24 protein-coding genes are annotated in these 25,868 nt (G+C 35.5%); 13 read left to right on the forward strand and 11 right to left on the reverse strand.

The features are described 5' to 3' along the window. Positions 1-2 precede the first annotated feature (2 nt). From B3P23_RS05240 to B3P23_RS05255, 4 genes are all read left to right on the forward strand, one after another. Entirely contained in the window at positions 3-659 is a 657-nt protein-coding gene (locus B3P23_RS05240; protein ID WP_045753542.1) for a response regulator transcription factor, read from the forward strand. A gap of 137 nt (positions 660-796) precedes the next feature. Next, positions 797-1,018, forward strand: coding sequence for a hypothetical protein (locus tag B3P23_RS05245; RefSeq protein WP_248753864.1), 222 nt, complete (start codon positions 797-799; stop codon positions 1,016-1,018). Between the two features lie 15 nt (positions 1,019-1,033). Further along, on the forward strand, positions 1,034-1,198 hold the full coding sequence (locus B3P23_RS05250; protein WP_248753863.1) for a hypothetical protein: 165 nt from the start codon (positions 1,034-1,036) through the stop codon (positions 1,196-1,198). Positions 1,199-1,382: 184 nt separating this feature from the next. Continuing rightward, positions 1,383-2,267: an SDR family oxidoreductase gene (locus B3P23_RS05255; RefSeq protein ID WP_248753862.1), complete on the forward strand. Its 885-nt coding sequence runs from the start codon at positions 1,383-1,385 to the stop codon at positions 2,265-2,267. A 79-nt stretch (positions 2,268-2,346) separates the two neighbouring features. Here B3P23_RS05255 and B3P23_RS05260 read toward each other — a convergent pair whose 3' ends face one another. From B3P23_RS05260 to B3P23_RS05275, 4 genes are all read right to left on the reverse strand, one after another. Beyond that, a complete protein-coding gene (locus B3P23_RS05260; RefSeq protein WP_108159798.1) occupies positions 2,347-2,814 on the reverse strand; it encodes a hypothetical protein in 468 nt (155 codons plus the stop codon). A gap of 30 nt (positions 2,815-2,844) precedes the next feature. Further along, positions 2,845-3,351 carry a pyridoxamine 5'-phosphate oxidase family protein gene (locus B3P23_RS05265; protein WP_153198350.1) on the reverse strand — a complete coding sequence of 169 codons (507 nt, stop codon included), beginning with the start codon at positions 3,349-3,351 and terminating at the stop codon, positions 2,845-2,847. A gap of 156 nt (positions 3,352-3,507) precedes the next feature. Then, on the reverse strand, positions 3,508-3,738 hold the full coding sequence (locus tag B3P23_RS05270) for a hypothetical protein (RefSeq protein WP_248753861.1): 231 nt from the start codon (positions 3,736-3,738) through the stop codon (positions 3,508-3,510). A 320-nt stretch (positions 3,739-4,058) separates the two neighbouring features. Beyond that, complete coding sequence (locus B3P23_RS05275) at positions 4,059-4,565, reverse strand: GNAT family N-acetyltransferase (protein WP_108159796.1); 507 nt, start codon at positions 4,563-4,565, stop codon at positions 4,059-4,061. Positions 4,566-4,935: 370 nt separating this feature from the next. On the opposite strand from B3P23_RS05275, the gene B3P23_RS05280 reads away from it, so the two are divergent. The 7 genes from B3P23_RS05280 (at position 4,936) to arsC (ending at position 12,473) form a co-directional block, all read left to right on the forward strand. After that, entirely contained in the window at positions 4,936-5,310 is a 375-nt protein-coding gene (locus B3P23_RS05280; protein ID WP_211322275.1) for a DUF1304 domain-containing protein, read from the forward strand. Positions 5,311-5,536: 226 nt separating this feature from the next. Further along, positions 5,537-6,775 carry a Pycsar system effector family protein gene (locus B3P23_RS05285; RefSeq protein WP_293924981.1) on the forward strand — a complete coding sequence of 413 codons (1,239 nt, stop codon included), beginning with the start codon at positions 5,537-5,539 and terminating at the stop codon, positions 6,773-6,775. Positions 6,776-6,945: 170 nt separating this feature from the next. Further along, positions 6,946-7,809 (forward strand): SdiA-regulated domain-containing protein, encoded by an 864-nt coding sequence (locus B3P23_RS05290; RefSeq protein ID WP_108159795.1) that lies wholly within the window; start codon positions 6,946-6,948, stop codon positions 7,807-7,809. A gap of 4 nt (positions 7,810-7,813) precedes the next feature. Continuing rightward, the gene (locus tag B3P23_RS05295) at positions 7,814-8,917 is read left to right on the forward strand and encodes a metallophosphoesterase (protein ID WP_293924982.1); all 1,104 of its coding nucleotides are present in this window, start codon (positions 7,814-7,816) and stop codon (positions 8,915-8,917) included. Between the two features lie 146 nt (positions 8,918-9,063). Then, positions 9,064-11,403 (forward strand): hypothetical protein, encoded by a 2,340-nt coding sequence (locus B3P23_RS05300; RefSeq protein WP_293924983.1) that lies wholly within the window; start codon positions 9,064-9,066, stop codon positions 11,401-11,403. 98 nt (positions 11,404-11,501) lie between these two features. Beyond that, a complete protein-coding gene (locus tag B3P23_RS05305) occupies positions 11,502-12,044 on the forward strand; it encodes a YceI family protein (protein WP_094772890.1) in 543 nt (180 codons plus the stop codon). 78 nt (positions 12,045-12,122) lie between these two features. Further along, positions 12,123-12,473: an arsenate reductase (glutaredoxin) gene (gene arsC / locus B3P23_RS05310; protein WP_260949641.1), complete on the forward strand. Its 351-nt coding sequence runs from the start codon at positions 12,123-12,125 to the stop codon at positions 12,471-12,473. 105 nt (positions 12,474-12,578) lie between these two features. Here arsC and truA read toward each other — a convergent pair whose 3' ends face one another. From truA to rocD, 3 genes are all read right to left on the reverse strand, one after another. After that, positions 12,579-13,379 carry a tRNA pseudouridine(38-40) synthase TruA gene (truA, locus tag B3P23_RS05315; protein WP_293924984.1) on the reverse strand — a complete coding sequence of 267 codons (801 nt, stop codon included), beginning with the start codon at positions 13,377-13,379 and terminating at the stop codon, positions 12,579-12,581. 270 nt (positions 13,380-13,649) lie between these two features. Then, a complete protein-coding gene (locus B3P23_RS05320) occupies positions 13,650-14,615 on the reverse strand; it encodes an arginase (protein WP_293924985.1) in 966 nt (321 codons plus the stop codon). Positions 14,616-14,621: 6 nt separating this feature from the next. Beyond that, positions 14,622-15,881 carry an ornithine--oxo-acid transaminase gene (gene rocD, locus B3P23_RS05325; RefSeq protein WP_293924986.1) on the reverse strand — a complete coding sequence of 420 codons (1,260 nt, stop codon included), beginning with the start codon at positions 15,879-15,881 and terminating at the stop codon, positions 14,622-14,624. A 129-nt stretch (positions 15,882-16,010) separates the two neighbouring features. On the opposite strand from rocD, the gene B3P23_RS05330 reads away from it, so the two are divergent. Both B3P23_RS05330 and B3P23_RS05335 read left to right on the forward strand, forming a co-directional pair. Continuing rightward, the gene (locus B3P23_RS05330; protein ID WP_108159788.1) at positions 16,011-16,463 is read left to right on the forward strand and encodes an Lrp/AsnC family transcriptional regulator; all 453 of its coding nucleotides are present in this window, start codon (positions 16,011-16,013) and stop codon (positions 16,461-16,463) included. A 200-nt stretch (positions 16,464-16,663) separates the two neighbouring features. Then, positions 16,664-17,098 (forward strand): nuclear transport factor 2 family protein, encoded by a 435-nt coding sequence (locus B3P23_RS05335; RefSeq protein ID WP_084405340.1) that lies wholly within the window; start codon positions 16,664-16,666, stop codon positions 17,096-17,098. Positions 17,099-17,397: 299 nt separating this feature from the next. Here the strand turns inward: B3P23_RS05335 and bglX are convergent, their stop codons facing one another. From bglX to B3P23_RS05355, 4 genes are all read right to left on the reverse strand, one after another. Continuing rightward, entirely contained in the window at positions 17,398-19,686 is a 2,289-nt protein-coding gene (gene bglX / locus B3P23_RS05340) for a beta-glucosidase BglX (protein WP_094772885.1), read from the reverse strand. Between the two features lie 33 nt (positions 19,687-19,719). Continuing rightward, entirely contained in the window at positions 19,720-21,066 is a 1,347-nt protein-coding gene (locus tag B3P23_RS05345; RefSeq protein WP_153198099.1) for a glucoamylase family protein, read from the reverse strand. Positions 21,067-21,153: 87 nt separating this feature from the next. Further along, positions 21,154-22,581 carry a RagB/SusD family nutrient uptake outer membrane protein gene (locus B3P23_RS05350; RefSeq protein ID WP_108159785.1) on the reverse strand — a complete coding sequence of 476 codons (1,428 nt, stop codon included), beginning with the start codon at positions 22,579-22,581 and terminating at the stop codon, positions 21,154-21,156. Between the two features lie 18 nt (positions 22,582-22,599). Beyond that, positions 22,600-25,716 carry a SusC/RagA family TonB-linked outer membrane protein gene (locus B3P23_RS05355; protein ID WP_293924987.1) on the reverse strand — a complete coding sequence of 1,039 codons (3,117 nt, stop codon included), beginning with the start codon at positions 25,714-25,716 and terminating at the stop codon, positions 22,600-22,602. Between the last annotated feature and the right edge of the window lie 152 nt (positions 25,717-25,868).

Consider the following 25,868-nt stretch of genomic DNA (forward strand, 5'->3'; position numbering starts at 1 on the left):
TCATGATTAAAATTGTTTTGGCTGAAGATCATTTGGTCGTCCTTAATGGAGTTAAATTATTGCTTGAATCACAATCTGATCTCGAAGTTATTGATCAAGGCACAAATGGCAATATGATTTTAGAGATTTTAAAATCTGGAAATATACCAGATGTGCTTATTACAGATATCAACATGTCTGATATGGATGGGTTAGAATTGATTACTCATGTAAAAAGTGACTATCCAACAATTAAAATAATTGTCCTTTCCATGTTAAATAACGTGCAACATGTATTACAGGCTTTCCAAAATGGTGCTAATGGATATTTGGTTAAAAATGTGGGATATGAAGAAATGCTATATGCAATAAGACATGTAGCAAAGGGGGGAAAATTTATATGTGAAGAGATTAGCATGATTATGTTAGATACGCTTCAAAAATCGCCTACAGCATTTCTCAATATAGAACAGATTATGCTTAAAATTGGTTTATCGGAGCGTGAAATGGAAGTATTGGAACTCATCGGAGAAGGTTTTACAAACTTGCAGATCGCTGATAAATTGTTCTTAAGCAAACGCACAGTAGAGGGGCACCGACAAAACTTACTAGAAAAAACCGGTGTTAAAAATACAGCAGCACTTATAAAATATGCGATCAAAACAGGCTTAATGCAATAATTTTTTCACCATAATCTCGAGGTTACTTGGGCGTATTAATACGCAATAGCCTATGATTAATGCGTATATATCGATAGATAACAAACAATAGCTTCAAAATGAAAGTTAGTTATATGTAAATCAAATTAAAAAAGAATATGAAAAAGTTCAAATTGATAACATTAACAGCATTTTTATCTTTAGGTATATTGGGTGCTTGTAAAAATAATACATCCAAAACTGATAGTGAAGGAAATAATAGTAAAATAGCACCATCGGCTGGTGATGAAACACGTTATAATTTAAGTGAGCAACAAGAAATGAGTATGCAAGGTGATACCATAAAGGTAGATTCGACTCAGAGAGATTCGATTAAGTAACTAAAAAAGCTAGTCATGGAAAATAATTTAGATAATAAGACCAATTATTCAGAGAATGAGGTCCCACAGGAAGCACATGAAGAAAATGGCGATAAACCTGCTGCTAAAACTATACCATGGGCGATCTGGATTGCAGTTATTGTGATGATCGTCGTATTTCTTTACATGTGGCAAAAGTAGTTTTTGCTTTTATGCATTCCACAACAGATCAGTTATGTTTTAAAGATTCAAGTCGTTAGCGCCGACTGATGAACAGGTTAAATAAACACAATATCTGTTGTGGAATGCTTGTTTTATTATTTGATATGCTCTTACACCCCAAATAAGAGTTACAAATTAAGGTATTTTTTTAATTCGAATTATTATGAAAGTAACAAATCAACAAAATCCTTCCTATCCACAGCCACCATTTAAAAAGCAAGATCAAATAGTACCAGGCATCTCTGCAAAAATGGATCCTGTGCCCGATCACGGAGAAAAAACATATATTGGAAATAATCTCTTAGCTGGTCAAGTTTGTTTGATCACAGGAGGTGATTCTGGGATAGGAAAAGCTACGGCTATAGCTATGGCTCGGGAAGGAGCGGATATTGCCATCATTTATCTTGACGAAATTGAAAATGAAGATGCTACAGATACTGCTGGTTGGATTGAAAAAGCGGGTCAAAAGGCTTTGTTAATCCGAGGTGATATACGCAATGAATCTTTCTGCCAATCAGCAATTCAGCAAACAGTAGAAACATTTGGTCGTTTAGATATTTTAATTAATAATGCTGCTTATCAAATGACTTACAATTCCGTTACTGATATCTCTGCAGCAGAGTGGAATAAAACTTTTGAGACGAACGTTAGTGCTATGTTCTATCTTACCAAGTATGCTAAACCTCATTTGCCAAAAGGGGGTAGTATTATCAATACGACATCTGTTAATGCTTATGATCCTAATCCTAAATTACTCCCTTACGCTGCAACAAAAGCTGCTATTCAAAATTATACTGCCAGTTTAGCGCAACAATTTTTCGAAGATGGTTCAGATATTCGTGTAAATGCTGTGGCGCCAGGTCCGGTATGGACACCTTTAATTCCAAGTACGATTCCAGATCATGAAAAGTTTGGAGCGAATACACCTATTGGTAGACCAGGCCAACCAGCTGAAATTGCACCAATTTATGTATTCTTAGCCTCATCCGCTGCATCCTATATTTCTGGAGCTACCATTCCTGCCACTGGAGGACGTGTGACGATTTAATGATAAAATGTTTTACCTAAAAAGGCTAGTATCATTGGGATACTAGCCTTTTTAGGTAAAGCGCAATAATGATTTTTGATTATAATGTTCCTCTCGCTGCTGCTAAACAATCATCAGCATATTTCAGAATATGATCCTTGTCCTGAGCTGAAATTTTCTTTTCCAAAAATGCTTTTTCAACATCAGTTCTATCTTCTAATATATCTTTCTCTGCCTCAATGATATTATCATTAGTTTTAGCATTAATACGGTCTACGATCGATTTGCCTAGATCAGAACAAAGTTCTTTCGCTTTACTATTTGACAAAGCAGGCATAGCTATCTTAGCAACAGCTGCATTTGCAGCTGCCATATTCGAATAAATAGTTTTTTCTAAATCAATATGAGCAGCTTTATCAGAAGCTTTTTCAGCATCAGATGCCGCATCTTGTGCTTTTTCTTCTGTTTTTTCCATAGCATTCTCTGCCTTCTCTTGTGGAGTATTGTTATTACATGAGTAAAGCAATGCCCCTGACAACATCATTGATAAAAATGTTACTTTTTTCATAATATGTGATTTTAATAAATTTTTCTCTAATTAAATATGAATTTGACCTTCTCTGCCTTGATCTTCCAAATCTCCACCTACAGACTTAATTAAGGTAATGGCATATGATATCAACTTGTGATGTTTCGTATCCCAATAATGAGCATGTTCAGGCTTAATTTTGAATAAAATAATATTGGGATCTGTGCGACCTTTTTCAAACCATCCTTCAACAAATTTATTCCAGTATTTATCTATTCTACTTTGATCATCCACTATCTCAGCGTTTCCAAAAAGAGACAGATATTTCATAGATGACGGATCTGAAAAATACAGCTGAACCTGTTTGTTCAGTTTAATGTTTCTGTACTTATCGCTATCTTTAGATGCAAGAAACCAGATATTACCTTGATCATCTACTTCCTGTACACTCATGGGAGTGGACTCGAAAGGGGGGTGATTAAGATCAGTACAGAAAAAGCAAAAATTAATACCTTCTGCAAGTTCTTTAATTTTTTTTATCGCTTCCTCCCTTTGATTTATATTTTCTTGACTCATATGTATATAATTATATTAAAATTTGATAATTTAAAAATTGTGCGTTTTGAATTTTAACAGCTAAATAGCCAGCTGCTCTATTATGCTTTTTGACGTACTTAAGAATTTTAAAACGCTTATTGAAAAAGTGAATTATGTATGGACAACATCATTGATTCATAGATTTTTTTTACATCCTATAAATCCCAATACATTCTTTTTAGCAGGATCATTTTGACAATATTTCCAAACTAACAATGCCACTAGTGCACCACCAATCCAGAATATATTGTTGTTTTTTTTTGTCTTTTTATCCTTCTTAAAAGCGTCCTTACCATAACGATGGGGTGAAGTACCGCTACTTTCGTTAACTTGTTCAAATTCGTCTTTTAACTTCGAGTTTTTCATAATAGAATCTTTTATTTAAATATTGAATTTCATTAATTAAACAATCAAAAGACCTAAAATGTTTGTTTTTCTATTAGAAATACATCCACTGCTTATGCGATTCAGAAATTATGATATGATTATAAATGGACATGACGAAGGGAAACCTTGTCATATGATTTCGATTTTAACCCAATGAAATGTGTGAGTACAGATCATGTTGAGTGAATAATATTTAAATGAGGTATCTATTCAATTTCATAATTTAAGAAAATACACTGGTGGTAGTGCCCTAAATAATGAATATGTAGAAGAGAAGGAGAGTGGAGAGGATAGTATTATTATAAAATAATTTCAAAAAGACTGAATGATCCCTCTTTATAGTGCTCGGGTAGAGCTGGTGTCCAATTTATTTGACTGATTCCTTTATAAGTAAAACCGCAACTCATGTAATAGTTATTTATTTTATCATTACCACTATGCGTATCGAGTCTAATATATTTTTTATCACTATTCCGTGCATATTCTTTAGCCCATGAGACAATCTTTTTTACATATGAATTTCCTCTAAAAAGTGGATTGGTCGCTATTCGATGAATATAGATTGATGAGTCATTCGCAGATTCTTTCCATATGATGTCATCTTTAAATGTCAGAACGAATGTACAAGCTAAAACATTTTCTTCTAAGATAACAAAATGTCTATCTTCATCGATCTCTTTCTGTACCTGAGCTACTTCAAATCCTTTCCAGCCTTTATTGCCTACCTGTAACTTATAAGCAGAGGCCTGTTCGTATATGTTGAATATATCCGTTATATCGTTAGCTGTGCTGTTTCTTATTTCCATCGTTTGCGTAATATAGTCTTAAATCATTTTTCCTTATTAATAGGATAGTCCTTTGATCATTTCCGACAAATATATTTAAATTTTTTATGGACAGACTATATTCGTTATATGTTAATGCATATAAAGTTAACGAACACGTAAAATTAGATCTTGTGTCTATGATGCAAAAGAAGTCTTTTTGTCTTTCCGGTCTTGATTTAATATGCAGCCGTCCATCGCAAAATCCTAACCAATAAAAAAAAGAAACAGATCTAGTTTGAGAGTTTTAAATATAAATATCCTTGATTTTTTTTATATTTATCATGATAAATATAAAACTTGTCATATATCAGTGGTATATCATGACATCTTAAACTTAGCAATTTAACTTATGGAAGGACTAATTGGAATTACTGCAAAAATAATAATTGCTTTAGTAGCATTAGAACATATATATATATTATGGTTAGAAATGTTCGCCTGGGAAACTAAAGGTAAGGAAACATTTAAATCTTTACCCGCGCACCTATTTAAAGAAACAAAGACATTAGCGGCCAATCAGGGGCTCTACAATGGATTTTTATCGGCGGGACTTATTTGGTCTCTATATATAAGTGATGTCATTTGGCAGAGTCAAGTAGCGCTGTTTTTTCTAGGTTGTGTTTTCATTGCCGGAGTATACGGTAGTGCGACAGCAGGAAAAAGCATCTTTTATAAGCAAGCAGTTCCAGCTTTAGTGGGTATTATATTGGTTCTACTAAGTTGAATTTGAGCAGTCGTAATCAATGGCACTGACATTAAGTTGAGTCATCAGTTATGACAGTAACCAATTTATATACGTGTTTTACATGTTATATGAAGTGGGTGGATGTAATAGGAGTCGAGCTATCTCTTTTTAAAGGTTTTTTTATCAATAATCGATACCTTCGAGCGGTTAAAGACGTAAGAATTATTGTATTATTTATCCTTATCTTTAAACTATAAAAGCATGAATGAAAAACAAATTGATCACTTATAAAAGTAACTCATATCTCATGGATTATTCTCAATTGATAAAGGAAACTGCAGCATATGTAGGAAAGTATATGGGTGATCATGATCTTTCAAAATTAAGCTTCCATAATAGTGACCATACAGAAGAAGTGGTGGAAGCGGCGCGAACAATGGCATCTTATTATAATTTAGATGAACATGATACCGCAATTGTTACACTATCTGCCTATTTTCACGACCTTGGTTATTGCGTGAATGGTAAAGAAAGTCATGAAGAGAGAAGTGCAGATATAGCTGAAAAGTTTTTCAGGGAAAAAAATGTAGACATTCCTATGATCAGTGCCATTCGCGGATGTATATTAGCAACAAAATTACCTCAATCTCCTCAAAATTTATTAGAAGAAATTGTCTGTGATGCCGACTTGTTTCATTTAGGCAGTGATCGATTTGATGCTCGCAACAAACTAATGCGACAAGAGGTAAAAGCCTGCGGTTATCAGGTCAATAAAGAGGACTGGAGAAAAGGTACTCTCCAGTTAATGGAAAGCCATCATTATCATACGGACTATGGTCGTAAATTTCTGGATCACAAGAAAAAGCAAAATATGGCAACTTTAAAACAAAAAAAAGAATCTGATACAACTGAGTTGGAAAAAAAAGAAAATAAAAAAAACCATAAAAAGGAGCATCAAGCAGAACAGAAAGGTAATAGACCCGAACGCGGTATTGAGACGATGTTCCGAATAACTTCTACCAATAATCAGCGTTTAAGCGATATGGCAGATAATAAATCGAATATCTTAATCACTGTAAACTCCATTATACTATCGGTTGTCATTGCCTTATTACTGCGTAAGTTAGATAGTAATGCCCATTTGATATTTCCCACAGCAATATTGTTATTTACCAGTTTGGCGACTATGGTGATCGCTATTTTGGCAACACGGCCATCTGTTCCAAATGGCAAATATACAGATGAAGACCTGAAGAATAAAAAAGTTAACTTACTGTTTTTTGGTAATTTCTATAAAATGAATTTAGAAAGCTATAGCAGTGGGATGAAACTGATTATGGAAGAACGCGAATACCTGTATAATACCTTGATAAAAGATGTCTACTCACAAGGAGTAGTACTAGGTCGTAAATTTAAATTACTGCGACTAGCTTATAATATATTTATGTACGGTTTAATTGTATCTGTATTTGCATTTCTTGTTGTCGTTATTCTCAATGCTTAGATTTTATAGGTTGCAGGTATGTCAACAAATAAATTGAAAAGCTTACATTTCAAAAACAGTTATAAACTCGTAGAAATGATAAAAATTTAAAAATTGTAGGATTGAGTCATGAACATATCATAACTTTTATGACTTTTACATACTAATGAAGACATTTTGAATTACTGAAAATGAATAATAGAAAATACCTGTTGATCTTACTGCCTTTCGTGTGCTTGTTTTTCTTTTCAGCATGTGCTCAGCATCATATTGTTTACCCAAGTCCAAAGGGTTTTGATTTAAATAATGGAGAGAAGCTGTTTGTTCCAGATGCGCTTCATGAATTATCTGGAATAGCGTTTCCAGAGGAAAGTTCTAACCATATCTTTGCAAATGAAGATGAAAATGGAATCGTATATTTTTTTGCGCCAGGGGAGAAAAAACACCAGGAAATTAAATTTGCGAAGAAAGGAGATTATGAAGATATCGCGATCAGCAATGGTTTTATTATGGTACTTGAAAGCAATGGATCTATTTATACATTCCCCTATACCGATCTGCTTCAGCAAAACGCAGAAAGTGTCAAGGTCGGGAAACACATTATTCCCAAAGCAGAATATGAGTCTTTAGCAGCATCGCCAATGGATAGTTTACTCTATGTTTTATGTAAGAAATGCGCGGTTGATAATAAATCAAAAAGTCTTACAGGTTATATTTTGGCGATTTCTAAAGATGGTGATATTTCACTAAAAAGCGAATTTCAAATTAATGAGCAGCAAATTGATCATTTTAGTAGTTTAAATGGGAAGAAGTTTCGTCCTTCTGCGATGACCAGAAATAAAAAAACGAATCAATGGTATATCCTTTCTTCTATTAATAAAATGCTGGTCGTGACTGATGATAAATGGGAGGTAATTGGTGCCTATCCTTTAAATCCAGCTATCTTCAATCAACCAGAAGCAATTGCTTTTGATCATGCGGGCAATCTATTTATTGGCAATGAGGCTGGAGATAAAAATGGAAAAGCAACATTATTGAAATTTAAATTAAATTGATCACATGTTGAAAAATTGGTTTGTTCTTTTTTTATCATGTCTCACGATCCAAGCTTTTGGACAAGACAGTGTCGTAAATAGGGTCATCTTTATCGGTGATGCAGGTGAAATGAATTTTAAACAAGAAACCATAATACCTCATGCTGCAGCGCTAATTATTAAAGGAAGGAGCACAGTAATGTACCTCGGTGACAATATTTATCCAAAAGGAATGGGACTTCCGGGTAGTAAAGAGGAGCTAGAGACTGCAGCCATTCTACGTTCTCAGTATGAACCTATGCGAAAAGCAGGTGCGCCAGTATATTTTATTCCGGGCAATCATGATTGGGATCGATCTGGAAAAGATGGGCTTGCAAAGATTAGAGCTCAAGGACAATTTTTAGCATCACAAAAGGATTCTCTTTTACGTTTAATTCCATCAAATGGTTGCCCTGATCCGGTAGAAATACCAATTTCAGAGCATATGGTTATGATTGCATATGACAGTGAGTGGTGGTTATTTCCTTATAAAAAGAATGATGGAAGTATGAGGTGTGACTGTAATTCTGAGGCAGAAATATTGGAGAGATTGCGTAAAATACGCGATAAAAATAAAAATAAAACCATATTAGTAACTTCGCATCATCCTTTTTATTCCTACGGTGTACATGCTGGTTATTATTCATGGAAAGATCATATCTTTCCACTTACGATTTTGAATAAAAATTACTACTTACCTCTACCTGTTATAGGGTCGCTGTATCCTTTATTACGATCTACCGCATTTTCAAATCCAGAAGACATGAATCATGCCGCATACAAGCACTTGAAGCAAAGTGTCAAGGAAGTATTTAATGGATTTCCTAACTACTTGTATATTTCCGGACATGACCATGGTCTCCAATTCATTAAAGCGGATGGTCAGTATCAAATTGTTAGTGGTTCAGGTTCAAAAAGCTCATCTATAAAAGGAAATAATCATTTGCTCTATAAGAATTCAATGCAAGGTTTTGTGACTGTCGATATGATGCTCGATAGAAGTACACAAATAACTTATTATACTTATGAGAATAAAGGCATAAAGAAGGATTTTACCTATAATATTCCATTTAAAAATAGTAACTATTAAATATTACAAAGAATTCAAGCATCCAAAATACATGATAACTCAGTTTTTGCTGTTGGTTATTATCCATTAAGCTAATCCTTTAAGAATAGTAAATATTCTTTTTTGTTGGAGTCTTGTACTGGAATCTTGATTTTAATTTATAAAATATGCAATCAGCATTATTCAACATTATTAGCGACGAAGAAGATCAATTCCCTATTATTGAAACTCACCTCTCGTTTGAACCATTTCTAAAATATCTGAAAAGAAGATATAACGATGAACTTTTAATAAGGAGGGATTTTTTAACACATGTATTGCATGATTTTGATAACGCTCTTGCAGCGCATGGACCTGTGAATAATGATAACATATTTAAATTCGAACAGGAATTACAACTGATCCATGCGACTCTCAATCCTCTTTTGTCCGATTATGAAGATAACTACTGGGCTATAGGATTTCCATTAGGAAAAACGATATGTTATGGAACGAATAAATTTTACACATTACTGAAGCAGTATAAGTGTGAAAATCAACTTGATGTAGTAGATTGTTCTGATGCTTTTAATGATAAAATGGAGATGTTATATTCATTTATCCTAGAAAGATTATACGGAATAAAATCAAGCAAGCACTTTGAGATCATTCATTCATTTACAGATGACACTTCGGGCTTAGAAAAATATTATAGGATCAATATTGACCATACTTTTGTCGAGGTACAGGTCATCGGGGAACTACCATTTTTTGATCGATCTAAAGTAATCGATGGGTTTTCAAAAACTTTAAATTTTGAAATCATAAAATCATTAATTCCACTAGAAATGATTCGAATGGAAGGTTTTTCAATTTTATCGGTCACAGATATTACAGAACAGCAGGCTTTAGAAAATATCAAAAACATCATTATTAAAGGCATTGATGAAAAAGATTCATATGAACATGTAATTACTGCTTTAAAAACACTTTCAGGAAATTCGGAAATTGATTTTTCGTTATTGCCCTTTTTTAATTTAAATGATCAGGTGGTGTTTGATTTCAAAGAAAGGAAGACATCAGCATTGCTCGATTTAATAAAAGAAAATAACACAAGTCAGCAACGTATTCAAGAATTGTTAGATCAATTTATTCAGAATCCTCAAATTTTAGTGTTCGATGGGAAAGAGGATATCGCTGATAAAACAATTTCATTTTTTTGGGATAGGTTGAAAAATCTTGGCATTCAAAGTTATGCTCTAATTCCAATCGCTCACAATAAAGAAATCGTCGGAATTATTGAGGTTTTTACAAGAACTGATGCAATTTTAGAAGACCAAATACTGGCTCGTATCTTTAGAGCAAGTACCCTGCTTGCCCAGTTATTGAAAGATGAAATTGTCGAATTCCAGACCCAGATCAATGAGGTGATCAAGGAAAAATTTACATCCTTACAATCCGCGGTGCAGTGGAAATTTAATAAAGAGGCTTGGGAATATTTACAACGGATTGAACAAGATAAACCTAAACCTGTTATTGGTGATATCAAATTTGAACAAGTTTATCCTTTATATGGAGCCGTAGATATCAGAAATTCAACCGTTGAAAGAAATAGAGCTGCATTTCAGGATATGATCGTTCATCTTGAACTACTGGAAAATGTTTTGATTCAGCTAAAAAGCCTAAATAATATTGTTATACTAGATGAAATGATTTTCAATTGCCGTAGATGGCACCAAGAACTCAATGAAGAGTTAATGGATATTATTCAGATTCAACTCAATGACTTTTTCAATCAGCATGTGACTGAAGTGTTGACCTACTTCAAAGAAAACTCAGAGCAAGCACATGGAATTATTTCTGAATATGAAAGGGCCATTCATCCCGTACACGGGATTGTATTCAAAAATCGTAATGTCTTAGAAAGATCGATTCAAATTATAAATAGTGGAATCAGTGGTTATCTTGAATTGTTTGACAAGGAACTACAAAATTCTTATCCTTGTTATTTTGAAAAGTTCAGATCTGATGGTGTTGAATATGATATTTATATTGGACAGTCAATTGCTCCCGATAAAAAGTTTAATGAGATATACCTCAAAAATATTCGCCTTTGGCAATTAACATCTATGGCTGCGATCGCAAAGATTACCCATAGTTTGTTGGATCAGATGGAAAAACAATTATTTACGACCCAACTAATTTTTGTTAATGCTACGCTTATTGATATCACTTTTAGAACGGATGAGCATCGATTCGACGTTGAAGGAGCATACAATATTCGGTATCAGATTATTAAGAAAAGAATTGACAAGGTAACGATCAAAGGTACAAATGATCGCCTAACCCAACCGGGTAAAATTGCCATTGTCTATTTTACAAAACGTGAAGAGAAAGAGTATATTGGGTATATTCAATATTTACAAAAGAACGGTACCTTGTTGGATGATATGGAAGAGCTGGAACTAGAAGAACTGCAAGGTGTGAAGGGCTTGCAAGCATTGAGAGTTGGTATTCAGTTGAACTAGGTCTCATATTTAGGTGCAAATACAATTTATATTTTAAGTGAGTAGTGTTTGATAACCAGTGCTCAGTATCTGGAATATCATATTTTAAAAACGAATGAATGATCGCATCAAATAAATGGTCGATTGACCCTAGTCATAGTGAAGTGTCTTTTAAAGTGAAACATTTAATGATCACTACGATAACGGGTTATTTCGAAAAATTTACACTTGAGCTGGAAACTCATAATGACAATTTTAATACGGCTAAAAACATTGAATTTGCTGCCGAAATTAATTCAATTAATACCAATGATAAACAAAGAGATGAGCATTTAAAATCCGCTGATTTTTTTAATGCAAATGTATATAGTCATTTAAGGTTCAGGGGAAGTAAATATCAGGGAGCTAATAGCCACGCCGTATTAACTGGTGCATTAACGATTGGTTCCATTACTCAAACAGTTAAGTTGGAGGTTTCATTTGGAGGAATCGTTATGGATAGTTATGGTCAAACTAAGGCCGGTTTTTCACTAAGTGGTTCATTGAGCCGTAAGAATTTTGGTTTAACCTGGGATGCTGTAACCGAAGCCGGTAATATTGTTGTCAGTGATGAAGTTCGGATCAATGCTGAAATTCAGCTTATCAAACAAATAGAGGTGTAGAAGTCCGCTATAGGTGGCCAATAAGCGATATGGATATGATCAAATGGCTTATTGTTTTAATTGTAATAAATTGTCATCATGATAAAGATATACCACAATAAATTGTGTAGTAAAAGTTGTGCTGCATTGGATTTGTTAATGAGTAAACATGTCGAATTCAATATACAAGAATATATAAATGATGTGCCCAGTAAGGACGAAATGAAAAATCTATTGGCTATACTCAAAATGAAGCCACTTCAGTTAATTAGACATCATGAAACTATATTTCAAGAAAACTTCAAAGATCTTATACTTACGGATAATGAATGGATCGATGTCATGTTGCAACATCCCATTCTTATCGAACGACCCATCGTAGTAAAGAATGGTCAAGCTGTTATTGGTCGTCCAATCGAAAATATAATTAAGCTATTACAAGAGTTTTAGAGCCGTATTTTTCAATCCCATTATGAGAAATGAATACAATAGGGTAATGAATACGATGTTATCAATGATAAAGTACCAGAAGTATGACAATGGCCGCATGCATATTTAAATCAATAGCCAGTCTGAACTTTGTGTAGGGCTCAAAAAATCAGTTCGTGGGGGCAGGTCTAAATATGGATATTTAACTTTAGAAAGGTATAATCCGACTGGATAGGCTGGGTTTAATATTTTTGGTACATCTAATGTTATTAAATGATTTTCAAATTCATCAATACTCAATTCACCAACAGCTATTTTCAACAATTTACCTGTTATAATACGAATCATTTTTCCTAAAAAGCGATTACTAGCTATATTAAAACGAATCCGATCCCCTTTTGTATTTACATATATTCCGGTCGACGATACTTGACATAGGGTATGCTCATTTTTATCAGGATGAGTACAAAAGGGACGAAAATCTTTGTATTTAAGTAACACTTTAGCGGCCTCGCTCATTTTTTGCAGATCTAAATTTGGATATAAGTATAAAGAACTTTGATTGCTTAAGAAAGGATCTTTATACGTATGTATAAAATAATCGTATTCTCTATGTATAGCGTCAAAACGAGCATGAGGTTTGCCGTCCATTTTTATAATATCGTAAACAGCGATATTGGTAGGAAGAGCTTTGTTTAATCGATAAAGTAAATCAAAATCACATTCTTTTTCCATATCGGCATGAAAAAAATATTGACTGGCATGTACTTGAGCATCCGTACGTCCACATCCAAATATAGTGGTTTGTACTTTTAAAATTTTAGAAAGCGTAGTTTCTAAAACTTCCTGTACACTCTTGACATCTGGTTGTCTTTGCCAACCGCTGTAATCTTGACCTTGATAGGCAATATGGAAAAAAAATCTCAATTTACTTTTGTATATAATACAATTTTACGCAAAAATGCTAGTATAATATTCATTTAGGAGTTTTTTATTATCCAAAAATTGAATGATATCCCATCATATGGAGGGAGATAGGTAGAACCGAAACAGTTCAGCATCGAAAACCTGTTAATCATTTTGGATGGAAGAAGATTTTGTTTACAAGATAGTAGATGCCAACTAAGAAATTTTTAATTGGACAGATGCAATTTAGTTATAAATGTATTATCTGTCCAATGATGAAATAAGAGATTGTTAACGTGTGCTCAATGCCTCGATTGATTCTGTGACTTGTTCTAAAATTTCGAAAGCAACTTCCGCCATTCGATTGCCTTGACTATCAAGTAGGGGATTCACCTCCACAAGTTCTAAACAGATTACTTTTCCTGAAGCAATGATTTCCTGAAGTATTTCGGTAATTTCTGCTGGATCAAATCCCTTAGGAACTGGGGTTCCAGTTCCATTAGAAATTAATTCACTATCCATACTATCAACATCAAAAGAGACATAGACGATATCACATGCTGCTAATTGTTGTAATGCATCGGCAACACAGATTTTGATACTCCTATTTCTGACCTTTTCAACTGGATATTTTTTGATGGCTAGTTTCTCAATTAAATTTTCTTCTGGTGGTTCTGTATCACGGACTCCAAAATAGATCAGATGTTCTGATCTCAATTTAGCATTTGAAGTTCCAATCGATTTTAGTTTATTCCAATATTTTTTAGTTTCCTCGTCAATGTCATTGATTTGATTTTCAAGATTATCAATGCCTAGTACAGCCGCTAAAGGCATACCGTGTAGATTGCCTGAAGGAGTAGTATAGGGAGCGTGTAGATCAGCATGCGCGTCAATCCATATAACCCCTAAGGTTTTATCAGGAAAAGCTGATTTTATACCACTAATAGTTCCAATTGCTGATGAATGGTCTCCCGAGAATACGAGTGGAAATTTTTCTTCTAATAAACAATCTTCCACAGATATCGCTAATAGCTTGCACTGTTGTAACACCTGTTTGATCCGTCTTCCAAATGGATAAATGAGTGGATCATAGATGGTACCATTGCGTGTCTGTATATCGACGTAAGTGTATGTATTAAAATACTGACTCCCTTTGTTAATTGCAGCAATTTCTATGGCATCAATACCGAGGTCAGAACCTCGAGTTCCTGCACCAATATCAGATCTGTTTTTAATTAATTGAATCGCTCTTTTCATGAATATTTAGGAAAAGTGTTTTAGGGATTTCTCAATTATTTTTAAACTTTCCTCGATCTGTTCTTCTGTCATAACCAAAGGAGGGGCTAAGCGAATTTTATTGCCATGGGTCGGTTTCGCCAATAATCCATTTTCCTTAAATTTTAAACAAATTTCCCAAGCTAGATCGTCTTCCTCTTCACTATCAATAACGATCGCATTTAATAATCCTTTGCCTCTGACTTCTGTGATGATGGGACATCTGGTCATCATTTCTTCAAGGCCATTTCTAAATAACTGACCCATATTTTCGGCATTCTCGGCCAAATGCTCATCAAGCACGACTTGTAGTGCTTCCATGGATACTGCGCATGCCAAAGGATTACCTCCATATGTTGAACCATGCTCTCCCGGTTTAATGGTTAACATAATCGCATCGTCTGCCAAAACAGCAGAGACAGGAACTACACCTCCCGATAATGCTTTTCCTAAAATCAATAGGTCGGGCTTAGTACTGTCGTTGTAACCATCGATATCGTAAGAGGCCAACATATTGCCTGTTCGTGCAATCCCTGTTTGGATTTCATCGACAATAAATAGTACATTGTATTTTTTACATATTGCTTTTATACGAGCTAGATAGTCATGATCTGGCACGATGATACCAGCCTCTCCTTGAATAGGTTCAACAATAAATCCGGCTATATTTGCATCATTTTCTAATAAATTTTCAAATGCATCCACATCGTTATAAGGCACTTGAAGCACACCTTCTAGAAATGGTCCAAAATCTTTTTTTGCAGAATCATCGGTAGAAGCCGAAATAATGGAAATTGTCCTGCCATGGAAATTGCCCTGAGCAAAAACAATTTTAGCTTGGTCTTTAGCAATACCTTTAACGAGATAAGCCCATTTTCGACAGAGCTTCATGGCTGTTTCTACAGCTTCTACTCCAGAATTCATGATTAATGCTTTGTCATAACCAAATAGTTTGCACATGTATTCCTCAAAATTACCCAGTTGATCACTGTAGAAGGCCCTAGAAGTAAGGGTCAGTTTTTCTGCCTGTTGCTTTAATGCTTTAATAATTCTTGGATGACAATGTCCTTGATTTACGGCAGAATAGGCAGAAAGAAAGTCGTAATAGCGACGATCTTCTACATCCCAAACAAATACACCTTTTCCTCTCGACAAGACAACAGGAAGTGGATGGTAATTATGTGCTCCATATTTACTTTCCTTTGCAATGAAGGCATTGCTTTTAGTTTCATTTGTTAAATCATTCATAGTATTGGAATTATCAAATAAATGTACAATATTTAAACTAATTAATGCATGAAAAGTTAAATTAAACTTTTTGTTTGCATTAAAATGTGTAATTTAACTTATTCATTCCAGCATATAGAAAAGTAAACTATGAGTCAATTAGATGATTTTGACAGACAGATTTTGAAACATTTGGAGGCAGATGGACGGATGGCTTATTCAGCTATTGCTGCCATATTAGGAGTTTCCAATACCATGATTCATCAACGAATTACGCGATTAATTGATCAGGGAATTTTAGTAGGGATTAAACCTGTTTTAAATGAAAAAAAACTGGGGTATGATTGGGGAGCTTTTACTGGTATCTCCCTGGAAAAGGATCATGATTCTAAAAGAATTATTGAAGAATTGCAAAAAATACCGGAAGTGACAGAATGTTACTATATCACAGGAAATTATACGCTTTACTTAAAAATTATAGCGAAAGACCATGAGCACATGAGACAGTTATTATATGATAAAATAGATAGTATTCCCGGGATTTCAAAAACGGATACCATCATTGAGCTGGGCTGTGCGTTTAAGCGAAATATCATCTTGTAAATATCCGGCACTTTTTATTTTGGATCGCCCTATTCGATAAGCGATACACAACTGTTTGTAAAAGACCTATCGATCTGCCTTTGGTTTTTGATTAGAGGTCATGTATTGGATTCTTTGAGTTGATTGAATAAAAAAGCGCTCAAATAATTGCATTTAACTAGGGATCAGTACTAAAAAAGGAACATGTAAAATAAAGACCAATGAAAACTTTATTAAAAACATGTGCAACAGCAGCCCTTATCGTCATATCCATATGCACGATGGCTGATGGTAGGCCTGAAAAAAGGACTATCAATCTTTCAATGGCAAAATTGGCCCTAGATCATTATTTAGAAGTCATTACAGAGGGAGAATCTATTGGATTGGAACAATTATTTGCTCCAGAATTCTGCCAACGGATACAAACTGAAAAATCCAAAAGTCACAGTCGTTCCGAAATTATTAACTTTTTAAAAAAGCAGCGAGGAGAAAAATTAAATTGCATCACTTCTTACCAAGTATTGGAACAGTGCCCAAATTCTATGATTGCGAAAGTTACTTTGAAATTTGAAAATTTTACCATGACAGATCTTGTTACCTTAATTAACGAAGACGGTGCTTGGAAAGTCCTTACGTCGGTTCATACCTATCAATAAGCTGATGATTTTACTCTCATTAATTTTTTGAAAATCGATTTCAATTAAACTATACCAACAATCAATCATATGTTTAGTGAGTAAAGCCCCGTCGTGAGATGCGGCTTTTTTATTTTAAGTCAGCAGCCTATTTTTGCGATCGCGACATACAATTCATTTTGCAGTAAATATTAAGTAAGAATACTACTCATATTGTGAGGGATGCATGATGGAGTAGATGACCTATTATATTTTTTTAATAACATAAAAAAAGGAGCTATCTCATTTAAGATAGCTCCCACGTTAAAAAGAGTAATCAATTATTTTAATTGGAATTTACTTTCTAATAAATCTTGAGAATTTTTACCGATATATAGGATAAAATCTCCAGGCTCAGCTACAAATTTTAAGTCATTATTATAAAATTTCAGTTCTTCCTCAGAAACTGTAAAGTTGACTGTTGTAGATTCGCCAGCCTTTAAAAATACTTTTTTAAAACCTTTTAATTCTTTGACAGGACGTGTAATTGAACCAACAACATCTTTAATATAAAGCTGAACAACTTCCTCACCATCATATTTACCTGTATTACTCAATGTGACAGACGCTTGGATAGATTGTCCTGCTTTAATAGAAGATTTGTCTAATTTTAGATCAGAGTAATCGAATGTAGTGTAACTTAATCCATATCCAAAAGGAAAAAGTGGGCTGTTGATCACATCGATATAATTAGATCTAAATTTTTGAAAGGATCCGCCTTCAGCCAAAGGTCTACCTGTATTTTTATGTGCATAATAAATGGGCAGTTGTCCAACATTTCTAGGGAAGGTAGCTGTTAGTTTTCCAGACGGATTTACATCACCAAATAATACTTCTGCAACAGCAGCTCCTGTTTCAGATCCTCCAAACCAAGCATTTAAGATCGCTGGAACGTGTTCATTTTCCCAAGTTAAGGTCATTGGTCTACCTGCAAATAAGACGAGTACGACGGGCTTACCTGTTTTTAATAATTCCGACAAAAGACGTTGTTGTATCGCAGGAATACCAATTTCTGTACGGCTTGAGCTTTCACCAGACATCTCCGATGATTCACCTAATGCCGCTACAATAACATCTGCTTGGGCAGCGATCTGTAAAGCCTCAGCAACAATTTCAGATTCAGGTCTATTGTCTCTCGGTATCGTACGGCCAAACATAGTCGCATGTTCCTGATATACGGCATCTTCTAGCAAGTTTGAACCTAAGTGCGTTACGATTTTCACTTGATTGCCTAAAACAGATTGCATGCCTTCGACTAGGGAAGGAGTATTGACTAAGTCAGAACTTACTGACCATGTACCCACCATATTTGCTCGCGTATTTGCTAAAGGTCCTATAACAGCCACAGTACCTTTTTTCTGTAAAGGCAGAAGTTGGTTGTCATTTTTTAACAGCACAAAAGATTTTGTAGCGGCATCGCGTGCAACTTTTAGATTTGCAGGTGTCAATAACTCAGTTTGAGCACGATCTTCATTGCAATAGCGGTAAGGGTCTTCAAATAAACCTAACTTATATTTCGCTTCCAACACCAATCGACAAGCGCGATCAATATCACTTTGTGAGACTTTGCCATCTTGGAGTGACTGCTTTAAAGTGTTCAGAAATCCTTCAGATACCATATCCATATCTACACCTGCTTTTATAGAAAGTGCCGATACTTGTTTTAAATCTCCTAAACCGTGGTCGATTAACTCAGAAATTCCAGTATAATCTGTTACAACCATACCATTAAATCCCCATTCTTTGCGAAGAACATCAGTAACTAACCATTTATTAGCCGTTGCTGGTGTTCCATTGATATCATTAAATGAAGTCATTACTGTTCCAGCTCCAGCTTCTACAGCTGCTTTATAAGGAGGGAAGTATTCATTATACATACGGTGAAGACTCATGTCGGTCGTATTATAATCTTTTCCCGATTCAGCAGCTCCATATAGTGCCCAGTGCTTTACACAAGCCATCATGGTATTTACTGCTGTTAGATCATCGCCTTGATATCCTTTGACCATTGCTCTTGCAATTTGAGAGCCTAAATAGGGGTCTTCTCCAGAACCCTCAGAAATTCGTCCCCAGCGTGCATCTCTAGAGATGTCAACCATTGGAGAGAATGTCCAATTGATTCCGTCTGCGGTAGCTTCCTGTGCTGCTATACGCGCAGTTTTTTCAATTAAAGGTATGTCCCATGTGGCAGAAAGCCCCAGTGGAATTGGAAAAGTCGTTTTGTATCCATGGATGACGTCAAGACCAAATATCATCGGAATTTTTAATCTTGTTTTATTGACAGCAAGTTCTTGAGCAGCGCGAATTTTTTTAGGTGTAGTCATAGAAAAGATTCCACCAATTTGACCAGCTGCAATTTTTGCTTCAACTCCAGTGCTAGCCGTAGTACCTGTGGTTACCTCGCCCGCAGTAACTAAGTTTAGCTGACCAATTTTTTCATCTACTGTCATTTTTTTCATCAGTTCAGAGATAAACTTATCCATTTTAGGATCTTGTTTTTTCGCTGGCTGTGTGAAAGCCAGTGTCGGAACCAATGCAACAGCGACTAATAAGGAAGTCCATTGTTTCATGTTCTAATAGTTATTGTGTGTGAATAATGTGTATTATAGCTTTGGGCTTTTAAAACCTAAATTTTTTAATCCTGCTTTAATCTCAGGAGCTTGCATAAACAAGTTCCAAATTAAACCAGTTCTGTAATTCTCGATCATGACCACTATCGGTCCTTGATCGATGGCTAGATAGCGTTGTGGGTACCAGTTTTCTGTTTCAGAAAAAGCATCGTAAAATCCATACTTACCAAAAAGCTCTGTACCTTTTTGCTCATAGAAGTAGTGCATTGCCTTCAAGCTTTCTTCAGGTGCGTAAGGGATGGATGAAAGTGCAGCTGTAGGAGAGATGACCCCTTTATCATTGTCTGGATGATGAGCATCATACCCCTTGACAGAATAACTCGCCGTTAGGCCCCAAGAGTTTTCACCATATCCTTTAAATTGATGAGGATTTTGTTTAGCGTACTCAATATTGATTTTAGTGTGATTGACATTGACTTTCCAATAATCAGCATATTGATCCTGTAGTCCTTTTGGATTTAGTCCTAAATATGAATAATGGGACCAAAATAGAGGACCTACCGCATGTTCAGGAGCATTATGTTTCAAAATTAACGGTATTCCATATTTTTCGCCTGTAGATACTATTGCTCCACTTCTTGCCCAACCTTTATGGTAAGTAGAAGCTGGGATAGGATGGGTTGGTGAACTTGCTGCAAGCACATAACTGATTAGACACTCATCATAACCTTGGATAGCATGATTCATTCCCCAGCCATGTGTTGGACTCCAGTGCCAGTACAGCACATCTTGGCCATTTCTAAAGAAATCCCAATCAATTCCTTTCCACAAAGCGTCTGCTTTCTTAGCAACTTGCTGCTGCTGGTCGTTACCATTTTGATAATATTCGCGAAGACAGATTAACGCTTGAGCCATAAATGCTGTCTCAACGATATCAGCTGCATCATCTTGATTTCCAAAAACCTTCGATTTCCCAGTTGGACCATCTATCCAATGCGACCAAGCACCGTGATAACGATCGGCTTTTGCTAGAAAATCTACAATACGATCAAACCTTTTAGTTGCTTCATCGGCAGAGATAAAACCACGTTCCGCAGCAACAATTGTAGCCATGATGCCAAAACCAGAACCGCCGACGGTGACAACATTAAAATCATTCAGTGGATATTGTCCATCTAGGTGTATTCTTTCTCTTGCCATTCCCGAATTCGGTTCTGCGCCTTCCCAGAAATAATTAAACGTTTGTTTTTGTACTAGGGTCATTAAAGAATCATCAGAAATAGTAGTTTTCTGTAAAGTTTGAGGTGTTTTACAGGCAGTAATGCTTGTACCAATTAAGATTAAGCCTAAGATAAGCTTGGGATTAAATTTTAACTTCATAGTAGCGTAAGTAGAGCGATGGATATTAAAGAACTGGGACTTAGTGCTAATAAGTCCCAGTTTTCGTTATATGATTGTAAACCTGGATTAGTAACCCGGATTTTTCACCATGTCTGGTGTTTGTGTTAATTGTTCGTAAGGAATTGGGAACAAATAATGCTTTTCTTGGAATGTTTTTCCATCTGCTTTCATTGCTTCAGGAGCTTGTTTAGTACGAACTAAATCAAACCAACGATCATGCTCAAAAGCTAATTCTAGACGGCGTTCCTTCCAGATTGCTTTGCGTAAGTCTGTTTGATTAGTAGCCGTGGTATTAGGCAATTTGACACGAGTACGAATCGTATTCAGTGCAGTGGTCGCTTCTGCGGTGTTACCCATTTCATTAGCGGCTTCTGCCAAGATCAAATATACTTCGCCTAAACGTAAATAGCGCACATTTTTATCACCATCCCCAGCACCTGCATTAGCGGATGAGTATGCTTTCTCGTTGTACATTGGATTTTCAACCCCAGTTCCGACTACACGGCCATCCCACAAAGTTTCTCCACGAAAAATAATAGTCGCGTCGCGGCGGATATTATCTTGTTCTGCGTTAAAGGCATTTAATAAATTTTGAGAAGGTGTATTGAAGCCCCAGCCCCAGCCAGTTACACCACGGGCACCTTGAACTTCTGAATATTGTTGTACACCATGAGCAATAGCTTCTCCACGTGCCTGAAATTCAAAGATCGACTCTGTGCCATTTTCTGAACTTGCGCGCCACAGCACCTCATATTTTGATTCCAAGCCATATTGACCTGAATTAATGACCTCTTTTGCTAACGTATAGGCCTCATTCCAGTTTTGATTGTATAAGTATACTTTTGATAATAAAGCTTGTGCTGCACCTTTTGTAGCACGACCAAGGTCTTTAGACTCATACGCAGATTTTAAAGGCAATACCTCAATAGCTTCTTTTAAATCTTTAATGATATAAGCATAGACGTCTGCCTTAGGCGCGCGAATGATTAAGTCTTGATCTTGAATTGGAACATCGCCCCAACCACGAACTAAATAGAAATAATTTAAAGCACGTAAGAACTTCGCTTCGCCGATCAGTCTGTTTTTATAAGCAGCATCTGCAATTTCAGTTGATTCCGTCAATGCAATTGATTGTGTTGCACGGCCAATAGCTTTGTACCAATGAGACCATAATGCACCGAAAGAACCTGAAGAACTGGTGTACGCTAGATTATCAATTTCTTGTTTATCACCTCCTGGATCGGTAGGAGAAGACCCCTTATCGGCATTATCAGAAAGCATATCGGTAATGGCCACATAAGAAAACGAATAATTCCAGTCCGTAAACATCCCGTAGACAGAATTGACAAAAGATTCAGGTGTGTAAACCTGATCTTTATCACCTTCCTCCACAATTTCTTGAGAAGGCACATCTAAAAATGATGAATCTTTACAGGCAGACATGCTCAAACCTGCTGTTAAAATTAAGGCTATATGTAATTTGTTAAATTTCATGATTTTAATTTTTAAAGTTTAGAATGAAACATTGACTCCGAAAATGAAATTGCGTGTTGTTGGATAAGCAGATAGCTCAATTCCAGCAGTTTCACCGGGAGCGCCAGCATTTGTTCCTGTAATTTCAGGAGAGAAACCTGTATATTTTGTAAACATGAAAGGGTTCTGCGCTGTTAAATACATTCTAATTTTTGATGTTGAATTGTATAATTTTGGAATAGTATAACCTAATGTTAAGTTATTGATTCTAAAATATGCTCCCGACTCTAAATAATAACTTGAAGCTAGGGCATCATGAGCTGCTCCAGGATGTGTATTGGATGTTCCTGCTCCAGTCCAACGATTATCAAAAGTCTCTTTGGTAATATTTTCTCCACCATTGACCCGAGTTCCTTTTAATCCGTTGTAAATTTTATTGCCGGCTACTCCGTAGCCCTGAGCCGTGAAATCCCATTTCTTATAGTTGACACTCAGGTTTAATCCAAATGTCGACGATGGTAAATATGATCCATGGAAAACTTTGTCGTTATCATCAATAACTCCATCACCATTTTGATCTTTGTATTTTAAATAACCCGGTTTCGCTCCAGTTGTTGCCACACCATCTGCAATTTCAGCTTCTGTTTGCCAAACACCATCAGATTCCAGCATATACCATGCGTAGAGTGGTTGACCTTTTTTCAATTGTTTAGTGATTTGTCCATTATTAAGACTTCCTCCTATAGCACCATCATAAGCCGGTTTTACCTCTTTCAATGTATTTTTATTGTATGAGTAGTTACCACCGATGCTGTACGAAAGGTTTTCGTTAATTTGATCAGTCCAATTTAAACCAATCTCCACCCCTTGATTTGATATTTTTCCACCGTGATCAAAGTATTTTTGAGAAAACGGTGAATTCAATAAGGGTTTTACTTCTAAAATAGCATTGGTATTGGTCTTATTGTAATAATCCACATTACCACTTAAGCGGTTATTTAATAAAGTAAAATCTAAACCAAAGCCAGTTTCTTCTGTTACCTCCCATCTTAGATTTCTTGCTGGGCTGCCATAGGCTACTCCAAGTACAAGGTCTTGTTCTGGTCCAAACACGTAATTGTAATTAGCGGAACCTGGAGAAGATAAAACTTGGGAAACGTTTAAAGGAATTTTTTGATTTCCTAATTTACCCCAATTTGCTCTTACTTTCAAGAAATCAATACCTGATCCTTGCATAAAGCTCTCATTGGAAACAGTCCAACCCGCTCCAAATGATGGGAAGATATCAAAGAATTCTCCTGAAGCCTTAAATTTACTCGAACCATCACGACGTACTGTTGCGGTCAAATAGTATTTAGAATCGTAATTATACTGTGCACGGGCAAAATATGAAACCAATGCTGTAGGTGTATAAGAAGTCTGTATGACTGTCTTATCGTAATTTAAAGAAGCAAGATCAATATTCCAATATTGTGATTTGTTTGGTACATCGTATCCAGTCAGATCAGACATGTTACCAATTTCCACTTTCTCTCTTGAAGTCCCCAAGGTTGCATCTAAATTATGCTTCCCAAAGCGTTTTTGATAGGATAGGAAATTTTCCCACGCCCAGCGGAATGTCTCCGTTTTCGCAAGATTTAAACTGTTATTAGCATAAGTAAGTGATTTAGGGTTCTTTGCTTTCAATTCTTCAAACTCTGCAGATGTTCTTAAAGGGTCTTCATTTAAGTAACGGTCTTTAATATCGTTAAAACCTCTATTTTGAGAAAAGAACTTTGTCACACCGAGACGAGAGGTGAATTTTAAATCACTGAAGATTTGATATTCGGCTTGAAGTCCGCCTTGAATGGACAAGTTTTTGTTGTACTGCTCTTGCATCTTGTTTTCATATACAGGGTTTCCTGTATCATTCAACTTTCCTCCAGCTTGTCCTGCACCAAGAATATAAGTCGCTTCACCTGTAGTCTTATTATAAATAGGTCTTCCGTATCGGCCATTTTCGTACTGAACAGGTACTAAAGGTGACTGACGGTAAGCCGCATCAAATGCACTTAATGGTTTGGTACGATCATTAGAGAAGGATACATTTAGCGTTTGACTTAATTTTAATTTGTTATCAAAAAATTTGTAGGTGTTATTATTACGAATGGTATTTCGTACATATCGAGAACCGTCTGTAATTCCTTTTTCTGTAAAGTTGTTATAACTAAAGAAATAGTCTACTGCATCTGAACCTCCAGATACGCTAACCACGTTATTAGTCACAATACCAGTTTGTAATAATTCCTTAAACCAATCGGTATTGTTTTTTTGGTTGAGTGCTAATGGAATTCCATCTTTTGCTACTACCGCTTGATTTTCATTAAAATGAGTGACATATTCATTGGCATCAGCCATTTTAACACGATTGAGTATCCCTTTAGCACCTACATATCCATCATAAGTGATTTGAGCACGACCTGCTTTTCCTTGTTTTGTCGTTACTAAGATCACACCGTTAGCTGCTCGTAGACCATAAATAGAAGCTGAAGAGGCATCTTTTAAGACATCCATGGATACGATATCTGCCGAATTGATATTTGTGATGTTATCGACAGGAAATCCATCGACAATGTATAGCGGCTCACGACCGCCCGAAGCTGTTCCTAGACCACGAATAATCACTGTAGGAGCAGAGCCAGGAGCTTCATTGGCAATAATATTCACCCCAGCAATTTTACCCTGTACAGATTGTACAGCATTCAATGCGGGCTGCTTAACAATATCACCTGCCGTCACCCGTGAAATGGCACCTGTCAAATCTGCTTTCTTAGCGGTACCGTAACCAATGACTACGATCTCATCCAAAGCAGTATTTTGTTCTGCTAGATTAACAATAACATTGTTTTGTTGTCCGATGGTCACTTCTTTACCATCATAACCGATGTAGCGGAAAATCAATACTTGATTTGGATCTGCTGCAATTTTAAATTCTCCATTTGCGTCCGACTGCGTAGCTACGTTTGTGCCTTTAACCGAAATGGTAACTCCTGAAAGTACGGCATTAGATGATTTAGCTGTAATTTTTCCAGTAATCACTTTACCGCTTTGTGCATATACTGACACATTGATGTGACAAAATGCAGGGAGTAATAATAATGTAAATAACTTCCTCATAGGTGAATTTTTTGGTTATCCTTTCAATTAATAAATTCCAATTATTCTGAATGTTTGTTAATGAAATTTAACATTTATGTTAAGTTTCACTACAGCAAAGATGTGATGTAGTATTCGAAATGTATAATTTTGGACTTATACATTATTACATC

The organism is Sphingobacterium sp. UBA6320 (assembly GCF_002440335.1).
In the GTDB taxonomy this organism is placed as follows: domain Bacteria; phylum Bacteroidota; class Bacteroidia; order Sphingobacteriales; family Sphingobacteriaceae; genus Sphingobacterium.

What these genes read in the sequence shown, in the direction of transcription:
- rocD (WP_293924986.1), bottom strand. Translation starts at nt 15,881, where the DNA reads ATGAATGATTTAACAAATGAAACTAAAAGCAATGCCTTCATTGCAAAG.
- B3P23_RS05270 (WP_248753861.1), bottom strand. Translation starts at nt 3,738, where the DNA reads ATGAAAAACTCGAAGTTAAAAGACGAATTTGAACAAGTTAACGAAAGT.
- B3P23_RS05260 (WP_108159798.1), bottom strand. Translation starts at nt 2,814, where the DNA reads ATGAAAAAAGTAACATTTTTATCAATGATGTTGTCAGGGGCATTGCTT.
- B3P23_RS05330 (WP_108159788.1), top strand. Translation starts at nt 16,011, where the DNA reads ATGAGTCAATTAGATGATTTTGACAGACAGATTTTGAAACATTTGGAG.
- arsC (WP_260949641.1), top strand. Translation starts at nt 12,123, where the DNA reads ATGATAAAGATATACCACAATAAATTGTGTAGTAAAAGTTGTGCTGCA.
- B3P23_RS05345 (WP_153198099.1), bottom strand. Translation starts at nt 21,066, where the DNA reads ATGAAGTTAAAATTTAATCCCAAGCTTATCTTAGGCTTAATCTTAATT.
- B3P23_RS05255 (WP_248753862.1), top strand. Translation starts at nt 1,383, where the DNA reads ATGAAAGTAACAAATCAACAAAATCCTTCCTATCCACAGCCACCATTT.
- B3P23_RS05355 (WP_293924987.1), bottom strand. Translation starts at nt 25,716, where the DNA reads ATGAGGAAGTTATTTACATTATTATTACTCCCTGCATTTTGTCACATC.
- B3P23_RS05350 (WP_108159785.1), bottom strand. Translation starts at nt 22,581, where the DNA reads ATGAAATTTAACAAATTACATATAGCCTTAATTTTAACAGCAGGTTTG.
- B3P23_RS05285 (WP_293924981.1), top strand. Translation starts at nt 5,537, where the DNA reads ATGAAAAACAAATTGATCACTTATAAAAGTAACTCATATCTCATGGAT.
- B3P23_RS05300 (WP_293924983.1), top strand. Translation starts at nt 9,064, where the DNA reads ATGCAATCAGCATTATTCAACATTATTAGCGACGAAGAAGATCAATTC.
- B3P23_RS05265 (WP_153198350.1), bottom strand. Translation starts at nt 3,351, where the DNA reads ATGAGTCAAGAAAATATAAATCAAAGGGAGGAAGCGATAAAAAAAATT.
- B3P23_RS05280 (WP_211322275.1), top strand. Translation starts at nt 4,936, where the DNA reads ATGGAAGGACTAATTGGAATTACTGCAAAAATAATAATTGCTTTAGTA.
- B3P23_RS05335 (WP_084405340.1), top strand. Translation starts at nt 16,664, where the DNA reads ATGAAAACTTTATTAAAAACATGTGCAACAGCAGCCCTTATCGTCATA.
- B3P23_RS05275 (WP_108159796.1), bottom strand. Translation starts at nt 4,565, where the DNA reads ATGGAAATAAGAAACAGCACAGCTAACGATATAACGGATATATTCAAC.
- B3P23_RS05250 (WP_248753863.1), top strand. Translation starts at nt 1,034, where the DNA reads ATGGAAAATAATTTAGATAATAAGACCAATTATTCAGAGAATGAGGTC.
- bglX (WP_094772885.1), bottom strand. Translation starts at nt 19,686, where the DNA reads ATGAAACAATGGACTTCCTTATTAGTCGCTGTTGCATTGGTTCCGACA.
- B3P23_RS05295 (WP_293924982.1), top strand. Translation starts at nt 7,814, where the DNA reads ATGTTGAAAAATTGGTTTGTTCTTTTTTTATCATGTCTCACGATCCAA.
- B3P23_RS05245 (WP_248753864.1), top strand. Translation starts at nt 797, where the DNA reads ATGAAAAAGTTCAAATTGATAACATTAACAGCATTTTTATCTTTAGGT.
- B3P23_RS05290 (WP_108159795.1), top strand. Translation starts at nt 6,946, where the DNA reads ATGAATAATAGAAAATACCTGTTGATCTTACTGCCTTTCGTGTGCTTG.
- B3P23_RS05320 (WP_293924985.1), bottom strand. Translation starts at nt 14,615, where the DNA reads ATGAAAAGAGCGATTCAATTAATTAAAAACAGATCTGATATTGGTGCA.
- B3P23_RS05240 (WP_045753542.1), top strand. Translation starts at nt 3, where the DNA reads ATGATTAAAATTGTTTTGGCTGAAGATCATTTGGTCGTCCTTAATGGA.
- B3P23_RS05305 (WP_094772890.1), top strand. Translation starts at nt 11,502, where the DNA reads ATGATCGCATCAAATAAATGGTCGATTGACCCTAGTCATAGTGAAGTG.